The sequence below is a fragment of the Paenibacillus aceti genome (genome assembly GCF_003614185.1).
GTDB classification, from domain to species: domain Bacteria; phylum Bacillota; class Bacilli; order Paenibacillales; family Paenibacillaceae; genus Fontibacillus; species Fontibacillus aceti.
Window position 1 is genome coordinate 1821466 of record NZ_KZ987724.1, and the last position, 15720, is coordinate 1837185.

Consider the following 15720-nt stretch of genomic DNA (forward strand, 5'->3'; position numbering starts at 1 on the left):
ATGCGCTTTCAAATAAAATTTGAAGCCGAGTCTTTATTCCTCCCTTCCTCGTTCTTACATGCTTACTCGACGATTATAAACAGGTAAATCGAATCGGGCTACCATAATTGTGACTTAAACCTGTTCTTATGGTGACTTCTTATTCGATTTTCAGCTAGAGTGAAAAAAGAAACGCCCCAGCATCAAATTATTTGATCACTGGAGCGTCTCAAAGGTCTATTTTCCCGTATAATATCAGTATCTGTATTTAGAGTTCTAACAAAGCTAATGTGAGAGGTTACTCTATGAATAAATGGTTGAAAGCATTGCTATTCCTGCTAGGCGCTGCAATTCTGACCCGGTTCATTCCCTTCTCGGGATGGTTCCGTATTATCGATACGATGTTTCATGAGCTAGGTCATGCTATTCTGACCCTGCTCCTGTCCGGTAAGGTGCTGCGCATCGTGCTGAATCCCGATCACAGCGGGGTCACCTATTCCATTCTGCAGCCGGGCTGGAGCCAATTCATCGTGTCTCTTGCTGGCTATATCACAGCTTCCTTATGCTCAATTGCCATGTTCTTCGGCTATTACAAGCAAAAGCAAGCAGCCGGGCTCATCGCCATTAGTGTCGTCGCACTGACCACGGTTGTCTTATTCGTACACTCGGGGTACGGACTGTGGTGGCTTCTCTTTTTCATTCTGGTGAATCTGCTGTTCTATTTTATTGGCGGACGGGTCCGCAATTTCTATTATTTGCTGCTAGCCTTCCTATGTTTAGAGGAATCGGTGGTTGGTCCGATCTTCCTGCTGGCACAATCGATCCTTCACCCCGATCAAGCAGGCGATGCCACCAACTTGGCGAATATGACCATCCTGCCTGCTGTGGTGTGGGCCTTATTATTCGTGCTGATCGCATGCTTATGCGCTAGACTGGCATTACAATTCTATTGGAAAATCGGCAGCCGTGCTCAACGGAACGGATAGCGCTTAGCTCATCAGAAACTCCATATGGACATCAACAATGTCCCGTAAAATATCCAGGTTGGCCCTTACGCTTGCAGCTGGACGCTATGCTCTTTAGCAAGGTCTGCTACAGGCCTTCTAATGAACAAGGAAAGAGCAATATTAACTACAGCTAGACAAAAGCTGATGATAAATACAAATGAAGTCCCGGCAGCAGTAGCACCTGGCAAGTCATTCGCGAAGCCGGACAGATAGCTGCTTTGCTTCGTAGCGAAAAGAGAGACCATGACAGCAATCCCTACCGCACCGGATACTTGTTGAGAGGTTTGTGTAATAGCAATGCCATCTGGATAATATTGCATCGGCAGTGCATTTAATGTATTCGTCTGTACTGATGCCAGCACCATACCAACTCCAAGCATCATTATAAGATGGGTGACCACCATAATCCATAGAGCTGTCTCTGTCCCATACAGGGCATATAGTCCATAACCTACAGCAACAAGAATAGTCCCAGGTGTAATTACAGCACGGGGCCCATATCTGTCAAATAATCGGCCAATCGTCGGCGCTAGAATACAATTCAGTAGGCTACCTGGAAGCATGATCAAACCAGTCATAAATGCTGAAACCAGAAGAGCCATCTGCAAATACATCGGTAGTATTACAAGCATCGATAGCATATTCAAGAAGGTGATCATATTCATCAATAGACCTAATATGAACACTGGATACCGGAATGCCTGCAAATTTAACATAGGTTGCTCTAACTTGGTCTGACGGATAGCAAATAAAATCAATGCTATCATTCCTACAATAATTGTTCCTATAACAAGCTGGCTCGTCCAGCCATAATCCCCTCCGACACTTACACTATACACTATGCCGCCGAAACCAATCGTGGATAATACAACGGACAGCATATCGATCGATACCTTACGAGTTTCATTCACATTTGGAATGTGAACGAAACCGAAGATCAGCGAGAACAATAAGAATGGAGTGGTGAACCAGAAGATCCAATGCCAGGATAGCATATCCAATATCATTCCTGCTAATGTAGGGCCAAAAACTGGACCCGCTAAAGTGACGAGGCCCATTACCCCCATCGCCATCCCCCGTTTCTGAGGCGGGTAAATCGTGAAAATCACATTCTGTGTTAAGGGAAGAATAATCGCCAGCCCGGCAGCTTGAATTACGCGCGCTATCAACAACACGCTAAATATCGGCGCTAATGCAGCAAGAAAAGTACCTACTATTGATAAAATTAAAGATGTCATAAACATCTGGCGTGTAGTGAACTTCTGCATTAAGATGCCTGTTACCGGAACCAAAATACCAAGTGTTAAGAAATACCCTGTAGCTAACCACTGAATCGTCGTAGCATCAGTATTAAAAATATTGATTAAGTCCCCCAGTGCTATATTGAGTGCCGTTTCACTAAACAGACCCACAAAGCCAGCAACTAAGAGAGCCGCCATAATAGGTCCTGTTTTGATACTTTTATTCACTTAAAAGAACTCCTTCAATCATTTTTTGGAAAGTCGCGATGTCGACGTCAGCGATAATTTTTCCTTTTATTGTGAGTGCACTCTATCATTTCCGATCGGTCTGTTTTTAAATATAACAAAAATAAAATTTCTGATGTAAGTGTTTTTTCTACGCTCTATATGTAAAATTCATATTTTGGACAAACTTTTTCTCAGAAAATCCCTCTTTCAGGTACATATTAGGACAAAACTTGAGTCTCCTTCAAAGTCGCCTGCACATCCCGCTCCGGATTTATGCTTCGGATCAGATCTTCACTGACAACTGCGCCGTTATAAATCTCTTCAACTGCATACTCCGGCAGCTCCAGCTCATAGTAATCCTCGGCCCAATCCACATAATCGGCCGCTGCTTCATAGATCATTCCTAAGAGGAAGCTCGAACCATCATTTAGTCCTGAAGAATCTACGTCGCCACAGTTCCATACTGTATCTCCACACTCTCTCCACAAGCAGAAGGTTACATCTTCCTTGCAGAGTGAATCATCATTCAGCCGGGCCAGCAGAGCGGGTGGCACCTGCTCGTAAATTCCCGGCCAAGCCTCGCCATCCTCTCGAGCATAGGGACTCATTTCCGATTCATGATCAAATCCCTTGATTATGATTCCTTCAGGGGCGAACACAAGATAAAGCTCATCCCCGGCGCCATTACTGATGCTGAACAATTCTGCATCTTCTTCCCACTGCGGATTGTACTGGTATCTGCGCAGCCAATCCTCCGAGCACAATATAATATCCAGTGTACTCATCGCAATTAAATTCCGTCTTAACTGTTCCGGTTCCATAAAAGGCTTGGGCCATTTACGCATAGTTTCCACTCCATTCTATTCTATACCCCTGGCTGGTGAGTATTTGAACGCTAAATATAACATATAACCTACGCCAAAGATCGTCAAAGGTAGCTCAATCATCGGCATAAATCGGACAAGCAATATATTAAAAAAACTGCACAATACAATAATAGCAAAAATTCCCGCGCCAACGCCGAAACAAGTAAAACGATGATTGGACAAATTGAGCGAGGGGAGTCCATCCGCTTTAGGGCTGACCGACCCCACACCTACTATAATGCTGGGGAGATGATGACCCGATTGAGCATGACCATCTATTATCCGGCTTATTAGGGGTTAGAGGATGAATAACTGCATATATGCAACTAAATTTGCCCTAGAGGCGCTCCATAGCGGATATAACTGCTTTTCTGCAACTATTCAGACGGTTCTCGGCTGATCGAGGCTTAAGCTCAGGAAATAGTTGTATATTCGCAACTATTTCCTGATTTCAAGGCCATTTACCGAGGAATAAGTGCATTATTGCAACTAATTAGCTATCTATGAAATCGACTAGGCAAGTAGGGTCAGAAATCAGAAATTAAATACTTGACTCCAGTCAAATGCGGCGGATTCCTCCATACTCTTAGGCCAGTCTCTGCACCATAACGGCACCTCAGGGCGCTCCACTCGATCCAGGCTAGGTGTGTAAGGCTTCAGATCGAGAACAGGGCTATGGTCATTAGCATCAATATAAGCGATTTGGATGACTCCTTCCTCATCATCGATAGCCATGATTTGTGAAGCGGTCAGAGCGATCGGATTGGGACGGATCGGGGACTGAGCAAATGACAGATAAGCACCTTTAATATTTTCGAACGGCCCGTATACCATAGCGCATGCCATCAATTCCACTTGCTCCGTTCGTCTATATGTTGCCCGCGATGGATTGTTTCGTAAATGAGACGTCATCGAGCATACCTCCACATCGACATTCGTCTCCTTGAACTCTTGATCATGATAAAGGGCAATACCCGGTGCATGGGGATCTACGTCAATTTTCTCTTGCGTGATGATTTCGACCCGCCGCAAAGAAACGACCGGATAACTGGGTACTTGCTTCAATATGAAGTTGTATTGCTTGGCGATTTCGGCCACACTGCATCCAAGATCCCGCAGCATAATAATTTTCTGCAAGACGGGAATTTGCTCCACGGAATAATGACGATAACCGGTTTGATTATCGATCTGCGCTGGCTTTAAAAGACCCGTCTCATCATAATAACGCAGCATTCGAATGGACACCTGAGTCAGCTTCGAGAATTCCCCAATTCTAAATATGGTCATCAGCTCCTGTTATATAGGCACGTACTCTGCCGCTTATGACGATATTATACCTGAACCCTTGGACGCTAACGAGCGAAATAACGAAGGACCTCCCTGCCGGATTGGATATCTGCGTGGGAGGTCCTCATATGAATCTATTCAGTTTTTCTGGACGTGGTTAAGCACCACTCGCTCTTGCGAACGATAAGTCTCGCATGGCGTCCGCTTGGTTCTGGCGTTTGCAATCAGACTTAACAGAACCAGAGCAATATTGAACACCATAGCCAGCATAATCGCCGCCTCCATCGATACGGCCGCCGTTTAAAGAGCAGGAGCTGGTGTCCTTCACCGAGGAGCCGAGATCCATGGGACGGCCGGCCAAAATGTGGAGGCTCACTTCGGAAGCAAACCGACTCTTTCCCGACGGGTATGCTGATCTGACCTTAAGTCTGATCGATTCTATGAAGGAAGCGTTCGGAGAAGAAGGATTAGAGAAAATGCTGGAGATTCGCAATCGCCAGCAAATTAAGGAGTACCAGAGCAAGGTGTCCCGCAGCCTGCCCTTGGAGGGTAAATTAAAGGCATTTGCAGTAACACGAACCGCTGAGGGGTATATGGCGGAGATCATCGATAATGAGGATGGAACCTATTATTTCATTGAGAAGCATTGTCCGATCTGCGAGGCGGCCCGCGCCTGCTCCAGTCTGTGCAGGAACGAAGCAGACCTGTTTCAACAAGTGCTGGGCGATGATCTGGTGATTGAGCGAAGCGAGCATATCTTGGAGGGGGACAATCGTTGCGTGTTTGTCATCACTCCTAATAATACGACAACATGAAATAGAGCACCCAAGCGGGCGCTCTATTCTAGAGCTTATCATTCATAGGTTCACCGCTAATTCGTCGGCTCAGTTCCAGCCTTCAAGATGAATACTCCCGACTCCTCCAGTACCATAGCATCCGCTTCCTTCGCCGATGGCATACTCGCTCTCAGCTCCACTGTAGGCGATGCAGATGCGCTAGGCACAACGGAGAAATCTAATGATGACTGCTGGTCCTGTATCAAGATCGGATTGTCCTGACTGGCTGCCTCCCCCTCTGAGGGCTGAGGTACAGGCACCATCATCTCTGGCTGTTCCTTCGGAGTCCCGGACAGCTCCTTATCCGCTGATTCCGAATCCATCGAAGCTTCGTCAGAAGATTCACCTTTCTCCGTCTGATCCGATGAATTACCAGTTCCCATAACCGGCTGCACAGATTCTCCCAGCGAAGCTTCGGATTCGTCAGGCTTGGCCGGGTTCAACTGTATCACCGCGCCGATGATTAATATGGCCGAGAGGATGATGGCGAGCAGCGATGGCCCCCATTTTTTGACCCGGGTATCCATGATCGAACGCACCCTTCTCTGCAGATTCAGCTTATTGTTGGAGAAGCTGGTTGATAATAAGATCGCCCTTTGTCCTGCCTGACGCTTCATCGAGCCAATAATCGCTTCCACATACTGCTGCCGGTACTGAATATCGGAATAGTGAATCACTTCCTCATCGCAGGAAAGCTCGCATTGCAGTTCGATTTCCCGGGCCATCCGGTACACAAAAGGATTGAACCAATGCAGTGCGGTCGCCATAAATATCAATATTTTCGCCAAAATATCCCCACGCTTGAGATGAACCAGCTCATGCTTCAAGAAGAACTGAAGCTCGTGCCTTGAAATGTCGGCGGAAGGCAGCAGAATAACCGGACGGAACAAGCCGATCAGCATCGGGCTGAGAATGCCGGGGCATACCTGCAGCCTCACCGGACGGGTAATCCTCATACTCTCCTTCATCTCCTGCAATAGAAGCAGACCTTGCTCATCGGAGTATGCTGCGCCCCAGCGTCGTACCATACCCAGAAATCGTCTATGCTGATGGATATGATAGATGACGAACAAGCTCAACCCCATGCCCCAGATGGCGAACAGCAATATATGCCAAGGGAACAACGCAATGGCCTCTACGGAAGAAGCTGGCGGAAGGGCATTCATAGAATCCTGCGACTGTTGCAACATCGGAATCCATGCATCAATTGTGAACAGGGGGGAGGAGAAATGAAAACGGAACGGGATGATCAGTCCAACTGCGATCACCAGCCAAGCGTAATATCGTCCACTTGCTGTAAAACGCCGCTGCAAAACCGGCATCAACGCCATATAGAGCATCCCTATTACCGTCATGGAAAACGAGCATTCCAATAGCGCAATCATGAAGGTATGCATCTCATTCCCTCCGTTCTTTGGCCCATTTCAGCAACTCATCCAGTTCCTGATCACTCGGCCGCTTGCCATTGTATAACGTATTGATGAAGCTCAAGAAGGAATTCTCATGGTACTGCTTCATGAAATGCTCTGTTTCCAGAGCAAGATATTCTTCCTTATCGATCAGAGGAAAATAACTGCGCTCCTTCCCCTGCTTCTCCGTGCGTAGGAATCCCCGCTCCACCAGACGCATCATAAGGGAAATCACCGTAGGCGCTTTCCACTTCCGCTCTTTACCGAGCTGTTCCATGACCATGGCGGTCGTAATCGGCGGTTCATTCGCCCACACTACCTTCATAATTTCGAATTCAGCATCCGGTAATTTCTTGATGTTGTCCACAAAGCTTCACTCCTTTTTAGGCAACTGTCTTTTTTGATATTTTACATCCGTCTAAAATCAAAGTCAATCTTATTTTACATTTGCCTAAAATGAGAGAGCAGCTATCTATTCACGCATTTCTTTCTCCAGCACATAGCACTCCTCTTCACGACTCATCGGGCTCAATATTTTGACAATCTTAAATCCGCACTTATTAACATAGAAATGATGATTCCGTTTGGAGTAACCCGGGGTCTCGGCGATCCACTTCATCGTCTCTGGATATCTCCGCTCTATGTATTGCCAGATGGCAAGTCCGATTCCGCGATTCTCCAATAATGGATCAACGAACAGGCAGCTCAGGCGATTCACCTTATTGGCATTGATCCATACAATGACGGCTCCGACCACCTGATCATCCAATATCACCTTATAGGAGTGGGTTGGTGAATGTGCTCCCCATTTTCTGATATATTCGCCATTATCATATCCGGTGGGTCCCCCTTTATCACATCCCAGAAACAACCGGGTATCCGTATCAAAGGCACGGGTCATCATTTCAGTCAAAACAGCAACATCCTCGTCAGTTATGCAATGGAACTGCAAATTCTCATAGTCTTCCATCCTGCTGCTTGCCCCCCATTCATATTTAGCGAGTCAAATTACGGCTCCGCGAATGAAATGAATATTTCAGATCAGTCATGTACTTCCCTTATTTCTATGGAGCCTGCTCAATCACAAACGTGGAGTCCTCTACGAAGGTCATCCTGCCAATCCCTTGGATCGTAACCCGCAGCGGATAATACTCCGCAGGCTTCTGATTCGAGAAAAACCAGGTTCTCCCCTTTCTGACGACGATCAATAAGCCGTGCTCAACCCCCACCGGAGTCAGTCCTTCACTGTCCTCTTTCCAGTTGGGCAGGCCGATCCCGTTCAAGGTCCTGACAAACGGAATCACCTCATGAACGACCACACCGATCTCACTCACTCCTTGGATCTCACGGCTATGAAAAGGACGTGAAATGGCATTGGGGAGATTGTGACGAGCGATAAATTCAACAATATTACCGGAAGGATCTTCACAATATACAGAGTGGGCGTTCCAGGAGGTGAAGAACACCTCGTCATCCCCTTCTTCCTGAATTAAGCTTGCCCTGGACTGAATCCAGCTCTTCGCTTCGCGAAATTGATTCTCCGGAATATTCAGTGCAAAATGATAGAACGGACGGTCATACTCCCTCGTCGCTTCAAATCTGATTTGGGTCGCCCCCGCCTGAACGATGAAGGTATCTTCACGATCCTCGACAAGCTCCAGCTCCAGTACATCTTTGTAGAACGACTTCGTTTCTGATAAATTTGCTGTCAGCAGCTCAACCCTCTCCAGAATCATTTCTTTTCCCTCCCAAGTTAAATTTACACTTAATACGCATGGGCCTCTTCCCTGATTATACATGGAGACTGTGGCAGGGAGAAGCCATTCTTCTCCCTTGCAGACTTCGGATCTGATTGATTACGTCTGTTCAGAGCATGACCCTGCGGGAAGCTCGATGATCGCTTGCATGCCCTGGCCTTCATCGCTGATCAGGCTGAACTGCCCTTGATGAGCCTTGGCGATTCGGGCAACCATAGGCAGCCCTAGTCCATGACCGTTACGCACCGGACGCCGTCTTGCCGACGAATAAGGCAGCTTCAGCAAGTCCGGAAGATCACGCTCAGCCACCCCTTGTCCATTATCCATTACGATGATGCGGCAGCTTCGCCCATCCGAGGATGCGGAGGTCTGCACGATGATTTGGCAGCCCTCCGGGTTATGATGGATACTGTTCTGCACCAGATTCGTAATAGCCCGGATCAGCAGCTTCTCATCCCCCTTTACCTGCAGCTGTTCATCGCTAATATCCACGTCCAGCATAAATCTGTCATCCAGCCCCTGATTGAGAAAATCCGAAGCAACTTGCCGAGCCAATACCGATAACCGCAATCTTCTCGTATGCAGCGGCTGCATGTCGTACTCCAGCATGGAGACCAGATTCAGGTCGCTGACGAGAGAACGCAGCTTCTCGCCTTGCTGCCGGATAATGGCGGCCTGCTGTCGCTGCTCTGCGGGCACGGCCGGACTCTCCTCCAGCTCGCTGGCATAACCCAGCACCATCGACAGTGGCGTGCGAATATCGTGAGAGATGCCGGCAATCCAGTTCGATCGCGCTTCATCCCTGGCTTTAAGCGAGGCATCCTTCTGTCGTAACAATAACGATGTATGATTAATACTCTGGGCCAAGCCGCTGAATACGCCCTTCGGTTCAACATAAGCATCCTGCTCATGGGCGAGCGAGTAGATTCCATGAAGAAGCGGTTTGATCGATTTAATCAGTCTGGAGCCAATCAATAGAGATAATAGTAGAGCAAGCACCGCATTCCCCAGAACCATCACCACGATGCGAAAAGGAAGCCCCTTCACCCATCCGACCGGAACATTAAATTGATATTTGGCCATACTTGTCTTCGGGAAACCGACGACAACCAGTCCCTCGGCATGCTCCCAGACATATACAGGGTAATCCATTAAATAATTGCGCGAGAATTGGGCTACCTCAGTCAGCGAATATGACCGATCCAGTGAGATTGGCAGATCTCTATTCCAGATGACTTTTCCCTTGTCGTCGATCAACATGACCCAGGCGCTATTTTGCTCGAGCAGCTGTTCTCCCTCTTTTTTCAAAGTAAAACCATTGGAACTGGCTTGCAGGGCTTCAGCTACTGTCTGCACCAGGCTATAGGGAGACTGCTCCACATTCATCCCCTTAAAAATCCAGACTCCGAGCAAAATAAAGTTCAAGATAAGCAAAAACACAGATATCACGATGGTCGTTCTCGCAAAGCGCCGTAAGATATGAGCAGCACCGTCCATATTACCCCTCCGTCACGATCAGCTTGTAACCAAGCCCTCTAACAGTAATCAGATGCTCGGGGCTGGAGGGATGGGCCTCTATCTTTTCCCGGATTCTTCGGATATGCACCATTAGAGTATTCTCATAGCCAAAATAATCGTCCCCCCACACCGCCTGACATAACGCATCACTTGTCACAATTCTCCCTCGCTCATGATAGAGCTTCACCAATAGCGCATGCTCCTTGGCGGTCAAGGCCTGTTCCCCTTGATCGCTGCGTACTACCGCCCCTTCCAAATCGACGATGTAAGCGCCGAGCCGGAAAACCGGCAACTGCTCTACCACCGGGGCTGCATAGACTCGCCGCAAAATAATATGAAGCCGCAGCATAAGCTCACGTGGCAAAAAAGGTTTCACCATATAGTCATCTGCACCAAGTCCGAGACCTAGCAGCCGATCCTCATCTTCCCCTCTCGCGGACAGGAACAGTACGGGCATTGAAGAAAAACGACGGATCGAGGTCAGCAGCACAAAACCATCGCCATCGGGCAGCATAACATCCAGGATAGCGATATCCGGCTTGTCCGCCCGGCAAATTGCCAAGGCCTCCTGGCAGCTAGCTGCACAGAAAATGCGAGTATAGCCTTCTTTACGTAAAAAACGATCGATCATATTGCGGATTTCAAGCTCATCCTCTACGATGAGCACTTTTTTGTGCTTCAAATCTTCCATAATGTCATCACCTATTGCCATTATACCAAGGGATTATGGGAAGGTTCAGCAGATCGAGCGCGCCTCACAATGATTTAAGGTTCTCGTAAGGTTGGCTTCAGCTGGCGGAAGGGTAGCCTGGATATGCTGTAACTGTGAAACAAGTAAATGGATGGGAGAGAAGCTAATGAACACAATCGTCTCAACGCATAATCTTTCAAAATGTTATGGGGGTGTGTACGGAGTTAATGATGTGAATTTATCCGTCTATGAAGGGGATGTCTATGGTTTCCTGGGACCGAATGGAGCCGGAAAATCAACTACACTGAAGATGCTGCTGGGATTAATTCAGCCGACAGATGGTAAGGTAACGGTCTTCGGCCAGGATTTCAAAAAAAATCGCCGCTTTATTCTCAGCCAGACAGGATCCCTGATTGAGTCCCCTTCCTTCTACGGCCATCTTACTGGCCTTGAGAATATGCGCATCATGCAGAGCCTGCGTAGTGTGCCGGATCGCAATGTGATGGAGGCGCTGCAAATTGTCAGACTGGAGAAGCAGAAGGACAAGAAAGTAGGGCAATATTCGCTCGGTATGAAGCAGCGGCTTGGGATTGCTATGGCCCTGATCGCCTTTCCCAAGCTATTGATCCTGGATGAGCCTACGAACGGACTTGATCCCGCCGGGATCGGAGAAATTCGCGAGCTGATTCAATCCCTGCCGCAGCGGTATGGCATTACCGTACTAATCTCCAGCCATCTTCTGTCCGAGATCGAGCAGATCGCCACCTCGGTCGGCATTATCAACGAGGGTAAGCTGGTATTTCAAGGGAGTATGGATCAGCTTCGAAGCCAGAGCGAGTCCCGAATAGCCCTTAAAACAGCGAATAATCCTCAAGCAGGGCAAATGCTGCTCGAACGAGGATTGTCCCCAGTGATCAAGGACGGCTTCCTGACGCTCCAGGATCTCAATGATACAGAGGTGGCCAGCCTCAATCGAACGCTGGTTCAAGCCGGTATCGATGTCGTTCGGATTGAAGAGCACAGACAAAGTCTGGAGAATCTGTTCCTTCAGCTTACGGGAAAGGAGAAGAGTCTCTAATGAGTATGCTGGGCCTGGAATTTTATAAGCTGCGCCGCAGGCGCCTGTTACTGATGATCGCCCTGTTCCTAAGTGTAGAATTAGCCTGGATTCTCATCTCAACCAGCGTCTCCCTCTCCCGTAATCCCGAGCTCGCGGGCTGGGAAGGAGTCTTAGGGCTCTTGATGACCACCGCATCGATGAATGGACTATTCCTTCCCATCCTGTCAGCTGTTGTCGTGTCCCGTATCTGCGATATGGAGCATAAAGGCAGCACCTGGAAGCTGCTGCTCTCAGCCTCGGTGACTCGCGGTCGGGTCTACGCCGCTAAATATACATGCGCCTCCATTCTGATGCTGTTCGCGATTATGATTGAATGTGCCGCGATCATAGGCTTTGGCATGATGTATCAATTCGAATGGTCTGACCTTTTCCCTCTGCTGCTGCAATTTGTGGGCGGAGCTATTTTGACCAATCAGGTGGTGATTGCTCTGCAGCAATGGCTCTCACTATCTGTCAAGAATCAGGCCTTCAGCCTCTGTCTCGGCATGATTGGCGGGTTCATCGGGATGACAGCCGATCTGTTTCCGGCCTCGGTCAGACGCATATTCATCTGGTCCTACTACACGGGACTAAGCCCGATCACCTACGAATATTCGGATTCGACGATGCGCTTTGTAACTCGTTCCATTGGAGTTATGCTGCCAATCACACTCTTGATCATGGGCATTGTCATATACATTGTCGGCAGCTTCCGCGTATCCAGACAGGAAGTTTAATAAATCTACTAGGAGGCCCCTTATGTTGATGAGATGTATCCGAGCTGAACGGCTCAAGCTGCGGCATTCCCGCATGTGGCTGATCCTGGTCGTGCTGCCCCTGCTGGCAGTGCTGATCGGCTGCGCCAACTACTATATGAATCAGAGTGCTTTGCAACATAAATGGTACAGTCTGTGGACACAGGTAAGCCTATTCTATGGCGAATTCTTCCTGCCTGTTCTGATCGCGATCTGCTGTGCTTATGTCTGCAGGCTAGAGCATTTAAATAAGAACTGGAATATGGTGCTGAGCGCCCCGGTTACGGCTTCACAGATTTTCATGTCAAAGCTGGTCATCGTAAGCATGCTTATTCTGGCGGTGCAGCTATTCTTTACTGTCCTTTATATGATATCCGGCCTATTAATGGGGCTACATTTTCAGCTCCCGCCAGAAATCATCGGCTGGATTCTTCGAGGCTGGGTCGCTTCCATCACGATCAGTGCCATCCAGCTCTTGCTCTCCATGCGTATCCGCAGCTTCGCGGTGCCGATCGGGATCAGCGTCTGCGCCGTCTTTTTCGGTTTGGGGATGTATGTAATGAAGCTGGGCATGTATTTTCCTTATTCCCTGCTGACGATTGGAATGGGAGTATTGAGCCAGAATAGCTTAACGGCTGGGGACACCCTGTTATTCTTCATCATGAATAGTCTGTTCATCCTGTTGATTTCTGTAGTGGCGATCCGGTGGCTAAGGAATTCGGATGTGGCTGCTTAACGGGTAAGCTCGCAATAACTCAATAAACCCAGTGCTCAGTGAGACTTATCTGAGACTGGGTTTCGCTATTTGTTACGAAGAAGCTAGTATATCTTGCCATACCCCTTGCCTCTCTCACTCGGTCGAACCATATAACCTATATGGCCGCCATACCTCATCAGTTTATCATTTAATCGATGTCTCAGCTTTCCGTATGCAACCGGATGCCCGTCGACATACATCCAATAGATCGTCTGGGGTACATATCCTTCAGACAAATCGAACCCTTGCGAAATTTGAATCTGCCGCGGCAAGCTTAGCTTGAACTCTTCAAAGCTGCTCACCGGAAAAGTATTCGTAAATCCGTTCTCACCTAGCCCCATCTCTTGAATCATCTCAAAGATTTCTATACCATCATCTTCGCTTAATGCTCTAAGTTCAATGTTCATCGAATCTCCTCTGTAAACCTGCTCTTAATTGATTGGCTGTGTTAAACTTTAAACTAATGCTTTTCGTTACTAAATAAAGATATTGCCTAAAAACGTTTTTCTTTCTTTTCTATGAAGTCTTCTTCGCTAATCTCTCTCTTATCAGTTAATAAAAGTGATTGGAATGCTTCAAATAGGTCTTGAATATCTTTTTGTTCGTTTATAATGTTCATACTTTTGTTATATTCATCTTCATCTTTATATCTTGTAATTTCTATCCATTTTGTATCATCATCTTTGCTATTCAGATACATTGTATGAAAATCTGAGCGTTTTGCAGTAATCTGAGGCCTTGAGCCGTAAGGATTTTCGGACATAAAAAAGGGACTTCACCCCAACTTGGAGAAGTTTTCAAGTGACCAAACCCAAAAACCTCAAGGATGGAGGAAGTCACTTTGTATATTCTCCAAGAATGTCTGTTTTCCTTCGAAGAACTTTTAAAAATTCAACCCAAGGAGAGATTGCCGATCTTCTTCAGTTCTCTCGATCTGAGACCGTATGCCAAGGAACTGAGAAGCCGTTCACCCCGAGGCGCTGAGGGATACTGCAGACAAGGTATTCTACGAGCACTCTTGGCTGCGCCGCTTGAAGGAATAAGTACCTTTTCAGGGTTGCATAAGCGTTTGGATACGGATCTCCGGTTTCGTTATCAGTGTGGTCTTCCGCTGGATCGAGAAGCTCCTTCCATATCCACATTAAGCCGAGTTTTCTCAGAACTGACGAGAAAGGACTTGGCAAAACGGCTTTTTGAGGATTTGGTCACACGCTGTCAGCAGGAAGGTATCATAGAAGGCAGTAACGTCGCCATAGACAGCGCCGCTCTCCGCGCTTACGAGAAAAAGCAGCCCAAACGCAAAAGCGAGCAAACGGGTAATGCGAACTGGGGCGCAAAAATTGATTCCTTCGGCAATAAAATCACATGGTTTGGTTACAAAATTCATCTGGCGGTCGATACGAAAAGTGAATTGCCGATCGCCTTGGAAGTAACGCCGGCGCATGTCAATGATGGAGAAATGGCGCCGGGCCTGATCGAGAAAACAGCGTCCAGGACGAGCACACGATTTTTCATACTCGATGCGGGCTACGACCAAATGAAAGTTTATGAGGCCGCCCGCAACGTCAAGGCACAAGCCATCATTCCCCTTAATCTGCGGGGGGAGAAGGAACCGCCTGCTGGCATGACCTCGAACGGAACACCGTGCTGTTCCATGGGTTATGCGATGACATACTGGGGAGTTGACGGCGATATGCATAAATTTCGCTGCCCGCATGCCACGGGTAAAGTCGACTGTCCGCTTGGCATGGCTGCCTGCTCGTCTTCAAACTATGGAATGGTCGTCAAAGTAAATGCGAAGGATGATCTCCGGCGATACAGCATCCCTCATCGGGATACAAAGCGTTGGAAGGAACTTTACAATGAACGAACCAGCGTAGAACGCTGCAACTCCCGATTGAAAACCTATTTGACGGCAGACGCCGCACATGTCCGGGGCATTCAGAAAGTCACAACTCACCAGTATTTGAATGCCATTGTTCTGCTTGCATCTGCGCTCGCCGTTTCTCATCATTCAAAACGGGCTGCCGCTTAAAAAACGAGCTGTTCTAAAATTCTGCAAGTCTGCCCTTTTCTTCACCCATATAATACCATTTTCGAAAATTACCCCTTAACGACAGTGAATATGCTATCGCTTCTTCTCTGAAACGGAATTATGCAAAACACTCAATCTAAATACCGACCATAAATTTCAGAGGCTTTTTCTTGAATACTAAAATACTCATCTACTTTATCTTTTTGGATGTGGTACTGATAAATTTTAACAAACATCATTATCTCCCCTAATTTT

At 47.6% G+C, this 15720-nt stretch carries 18 protein-coding genes and 1 pseudogene; 7 read left to right on the forward strand and 12 right to left on the reverse strand.

Annotation, left to right across the window (positions count from 1 at the left end):
• Positions 1-284: 284 nt before the first annotated feature.
• Positions 285-965 (forward strand): M50 family metallopeptidase, encoded by a 681-nt coding sequence (locus BFJ94_RS07980; protein WP_120462183.1) that lies wholly within the window; start codon positions 285-287, stop codon positions 963-965.
• Between the two features lie 65 nt (positions 966-1030).
• Here BFJ94_RS07980 and BFJ94_RS07985 read toward each other — a convergent pair whose 3' ends face one another.
• Together BFJ94_RS07985 and BFJ94_RS07990 are read right to left on the reverse strand one after the other, a co-directional pair.
• Entirely contained in the window at positions 1031-2455 is a 1425-nt protein-coding gene (locus tag BFJ94_RS07985; protein WP_120462184.1) for a DHA2 family efflux MFS transporter permease subunit, read from the reverse strand.
• Positions 2456-2673: 218 nt separating this feature from the next.
• On the reverse strand, positions 2674-3300 hold the full coding sequence (locus tag BFJ94_RS07990) for a hypothetical protein (RefSeq protein WP_120462185.1): 627 nt from the start codon (positions 3298-3300) through the stop codon (positions 2674-2676).
• A 213-nt stretch (positions 3301-3513) separates the two neighbouring features.
• On the opposite strand from BFJ94_RS07990, the pseudogene BFJ94_RS08000 reads away from it, so the two are divergent.
• Positions 3514-3615, forward strand: a pseudogene (locus BFJ94_RS08000) (DNA-binding protein); the annotation flags it as partial.
• A 240-nt stretch (positions 3616-3855) separates the two neighbouring features.
• On the opposite strand, the gene BFJ94_RS25790 reads toward BFJ94_RS08000, so the two are convergent.
• The gene (locus tag BFJ94_RS25790; protein WP_120462187.1) at positions 3856-4608 is read right to left on the reverse strand and encodes a TrmO family methyltransferase domain-containing protein; all 753 of its coding nucleotides are present in this window, start codon (positions 4606-4608) and stop codon (positions 3856-3858) included.
• A gap of 138 nt (positions 4609-4746) precedes the next feature.
• Complete coding sequence (locus BFJ94_RS26045; protein ID WP_276145665.1) at positions 4747-4878, reverse strand: hypothetical protein; 132 nt, start codon at positions 4876-4878, stop codon at positions 4747-4749.
• Positions 4879-4952: 74 nt separating this feature from the next.
• On the opposite strand from BFJ94_RS26045, the gene BFJ94_RS08010 reads away from it, so the two are divergent.
• Positions 4953-5423 (forward strand): helix-turn-helix transcriptional regulator, encoded by a 471-nt coding sequence (locus BFJ94_RS08010; RefSeq protein WP_120462188.1) that lies wholly within the window; start codon positions 4953-4955, stop codon positions 5421-5423.
• Between the two features lie 56 nt (positions 5424-5479).
• Here BFJ94_RS08010 and BFJ94_RS08015 read toward each other — a convergent pair whose 3' ends face one another.
• From BFJ94_RS08015 to BFJ94_RS08040, 6 genes are all read right to left on the reverse strand, one after another.
• Entirely contained in the window at positions 5480-6841 is a 1362-nt protein-coding gene (locus BFJ94_RS08015; RefSeq protein ID WP_120462189.1) for a M56 family metallopeptidase, read from the reverse strand.
• Position 6842: 1 nt separating this feature from the next.
• The gene (locus tag BFJ94_RS08020; RefSeq protein ID WP_120462190.1) at positions 6843-7220 is read right to left on the reverse strand and encodes a BlaI/MecI/CopY family transcriptional regulator; all 378 of its coding nucleotides are present in this window, start codon (positions 7218-7220) and stop codon (positions 6843-6845) included.
• Positions 7221-7325: 105 nt separating this feature from the next.
• Positions 7326-7823 (reverse strand): GNAT family N-acetyltransferase, encoded by a 498-nt coding sequence (locus BFJ94_RS08025; RefSeq protein ID WP_120462191.1) that lies wholly within the window; start codon positions 7821-7823, stop codon positions 7326-7328.
• Positions 7824-7917: 94 nt separating this feature from the next.
• A complete protein-coding gene (locus tag BFJ94_RS08030) occupies positions 7918-8589 on the reverse strand; it encodes a VOC family protein (protein ID WP_120462192.1) in 672 nt (223 codons plus the stop codon).
• A 120-nt stretch (positions 8590-8709) separates the two neighbouring features.
• Positions 8710-10107 carry a sensor histidine kinase gene (locus BFJ94_RS08035; protein ID WP_120462193.1) on the reverse strand — a complete coding sequence of 466 codons (1398 nt, stop codon included), beginning with the start codon at positions 10105-10107 and terminating at the stop codon, positions 8710-8712.
• 1 nt (position 10108) lies between these two features.
• Positions 10109-10819: a response regulator transcription factor gene (locus BFJ94_RS08040; protein WP_120462194.1), complete on the reverse strand. Its 711-nt coding sequence runs from the start codon at positions 10817-10819 to the stop codon at positions 10109-10111.
• A gap of 166 nt (positions 10820-10985) precedes the next feature.
• Here BFJ94_RS08040 and BFJ94_RS08045 point away from each other — a divergent pair, with 166 nt between their 5' ends.
• From BFJ94_RS08045 to BFJ94_RS08055, 3 genes are read left to right on the forward strand one after another with little or no spacing between them, the layout of a single operon-like run.
• Positions 10986-11897 carry an ABC transporter ATP-binding protein gene (locus tag BFJ94_RS08045; RefSeq protein ID WP_120462195.1) on the forward strand — a complete coding sequence of 304 codons (912 nt, stop codon included), beginning with the start codon at positions 10986-10988 and terminating at the stop codon, positions 11895-11897.
• Complete coding sequence (locus BFJ94_RS08050) at positions 11897-12655, forward strand: ABC transporter permease (RefSeq protein WP_120462196.1); 759 nt, start codon at positions 11897-11899, stop codon at positions 12653-12655. Before BFJ94_RS08045 ends, BFJ94_RS08050 begins: the two co-directional genes overlap by 1 nt.
• Positions 12656-12677: 22 nt before the next feature.
• Positions 12678-13409 carry an ABC transporter permease gene (locus tag BFJ94_RS08055; RefSeq protein WP_188831494.1) on the forward strand — a complete coding sequence of 244 codons (732 nt, stop codon included), beginning with the start codon at positions 12678-12680 and terminating at the stop codon, positions 13407-13409.
• 83 nt (positions 13410-13492) lie between these two features.
• Here the strand turns inward: BFJ94_RS08055 and BFJ94_RS08060 are convergent, their stop codons facing one another.
• Both BFJ94_RS08060 and BFJ94_RS08065 read right to left on the reverse strand, forming a co-directional pair.
• Entirely contained in the window at positions 13493-13837 is a 345-nt protein-coding gene (locus BFJ94_RS08060; RefSeq protein ID WP_120462197.1) for a GNAT family N-acetyltransferase, read from the reverse strand.
• A gap of 86 nt (positions 13838-13923) precedes the next feature.
• A complete protein-coding gene (locus BFJ94_RS08065; RefSeq protein WP_120462198.1) occupies positions 13924-14193 on the reverse strand; it encodes a hypothetical protein in 270 nt (89 codons plus the stop codon).
• Positions 14194-14271: 78 nt separating this feature from the next.
• On the opposite strand from BFJ94_RS08065, the gene BFJ94_RS08070 reads away from it, so the two are divergent.
• Positions 14272-15465, forward strand: a complete 1194-nt coding sequence (locus BFJ94_RS08070; protein WP_016311143.1) for a transposase — start codon at positions 14272-14274, stop codon at positions 15463-15465.
• The last annotated feature ends 255 nt before the right edge of the window (positions 15466-15720 follow it).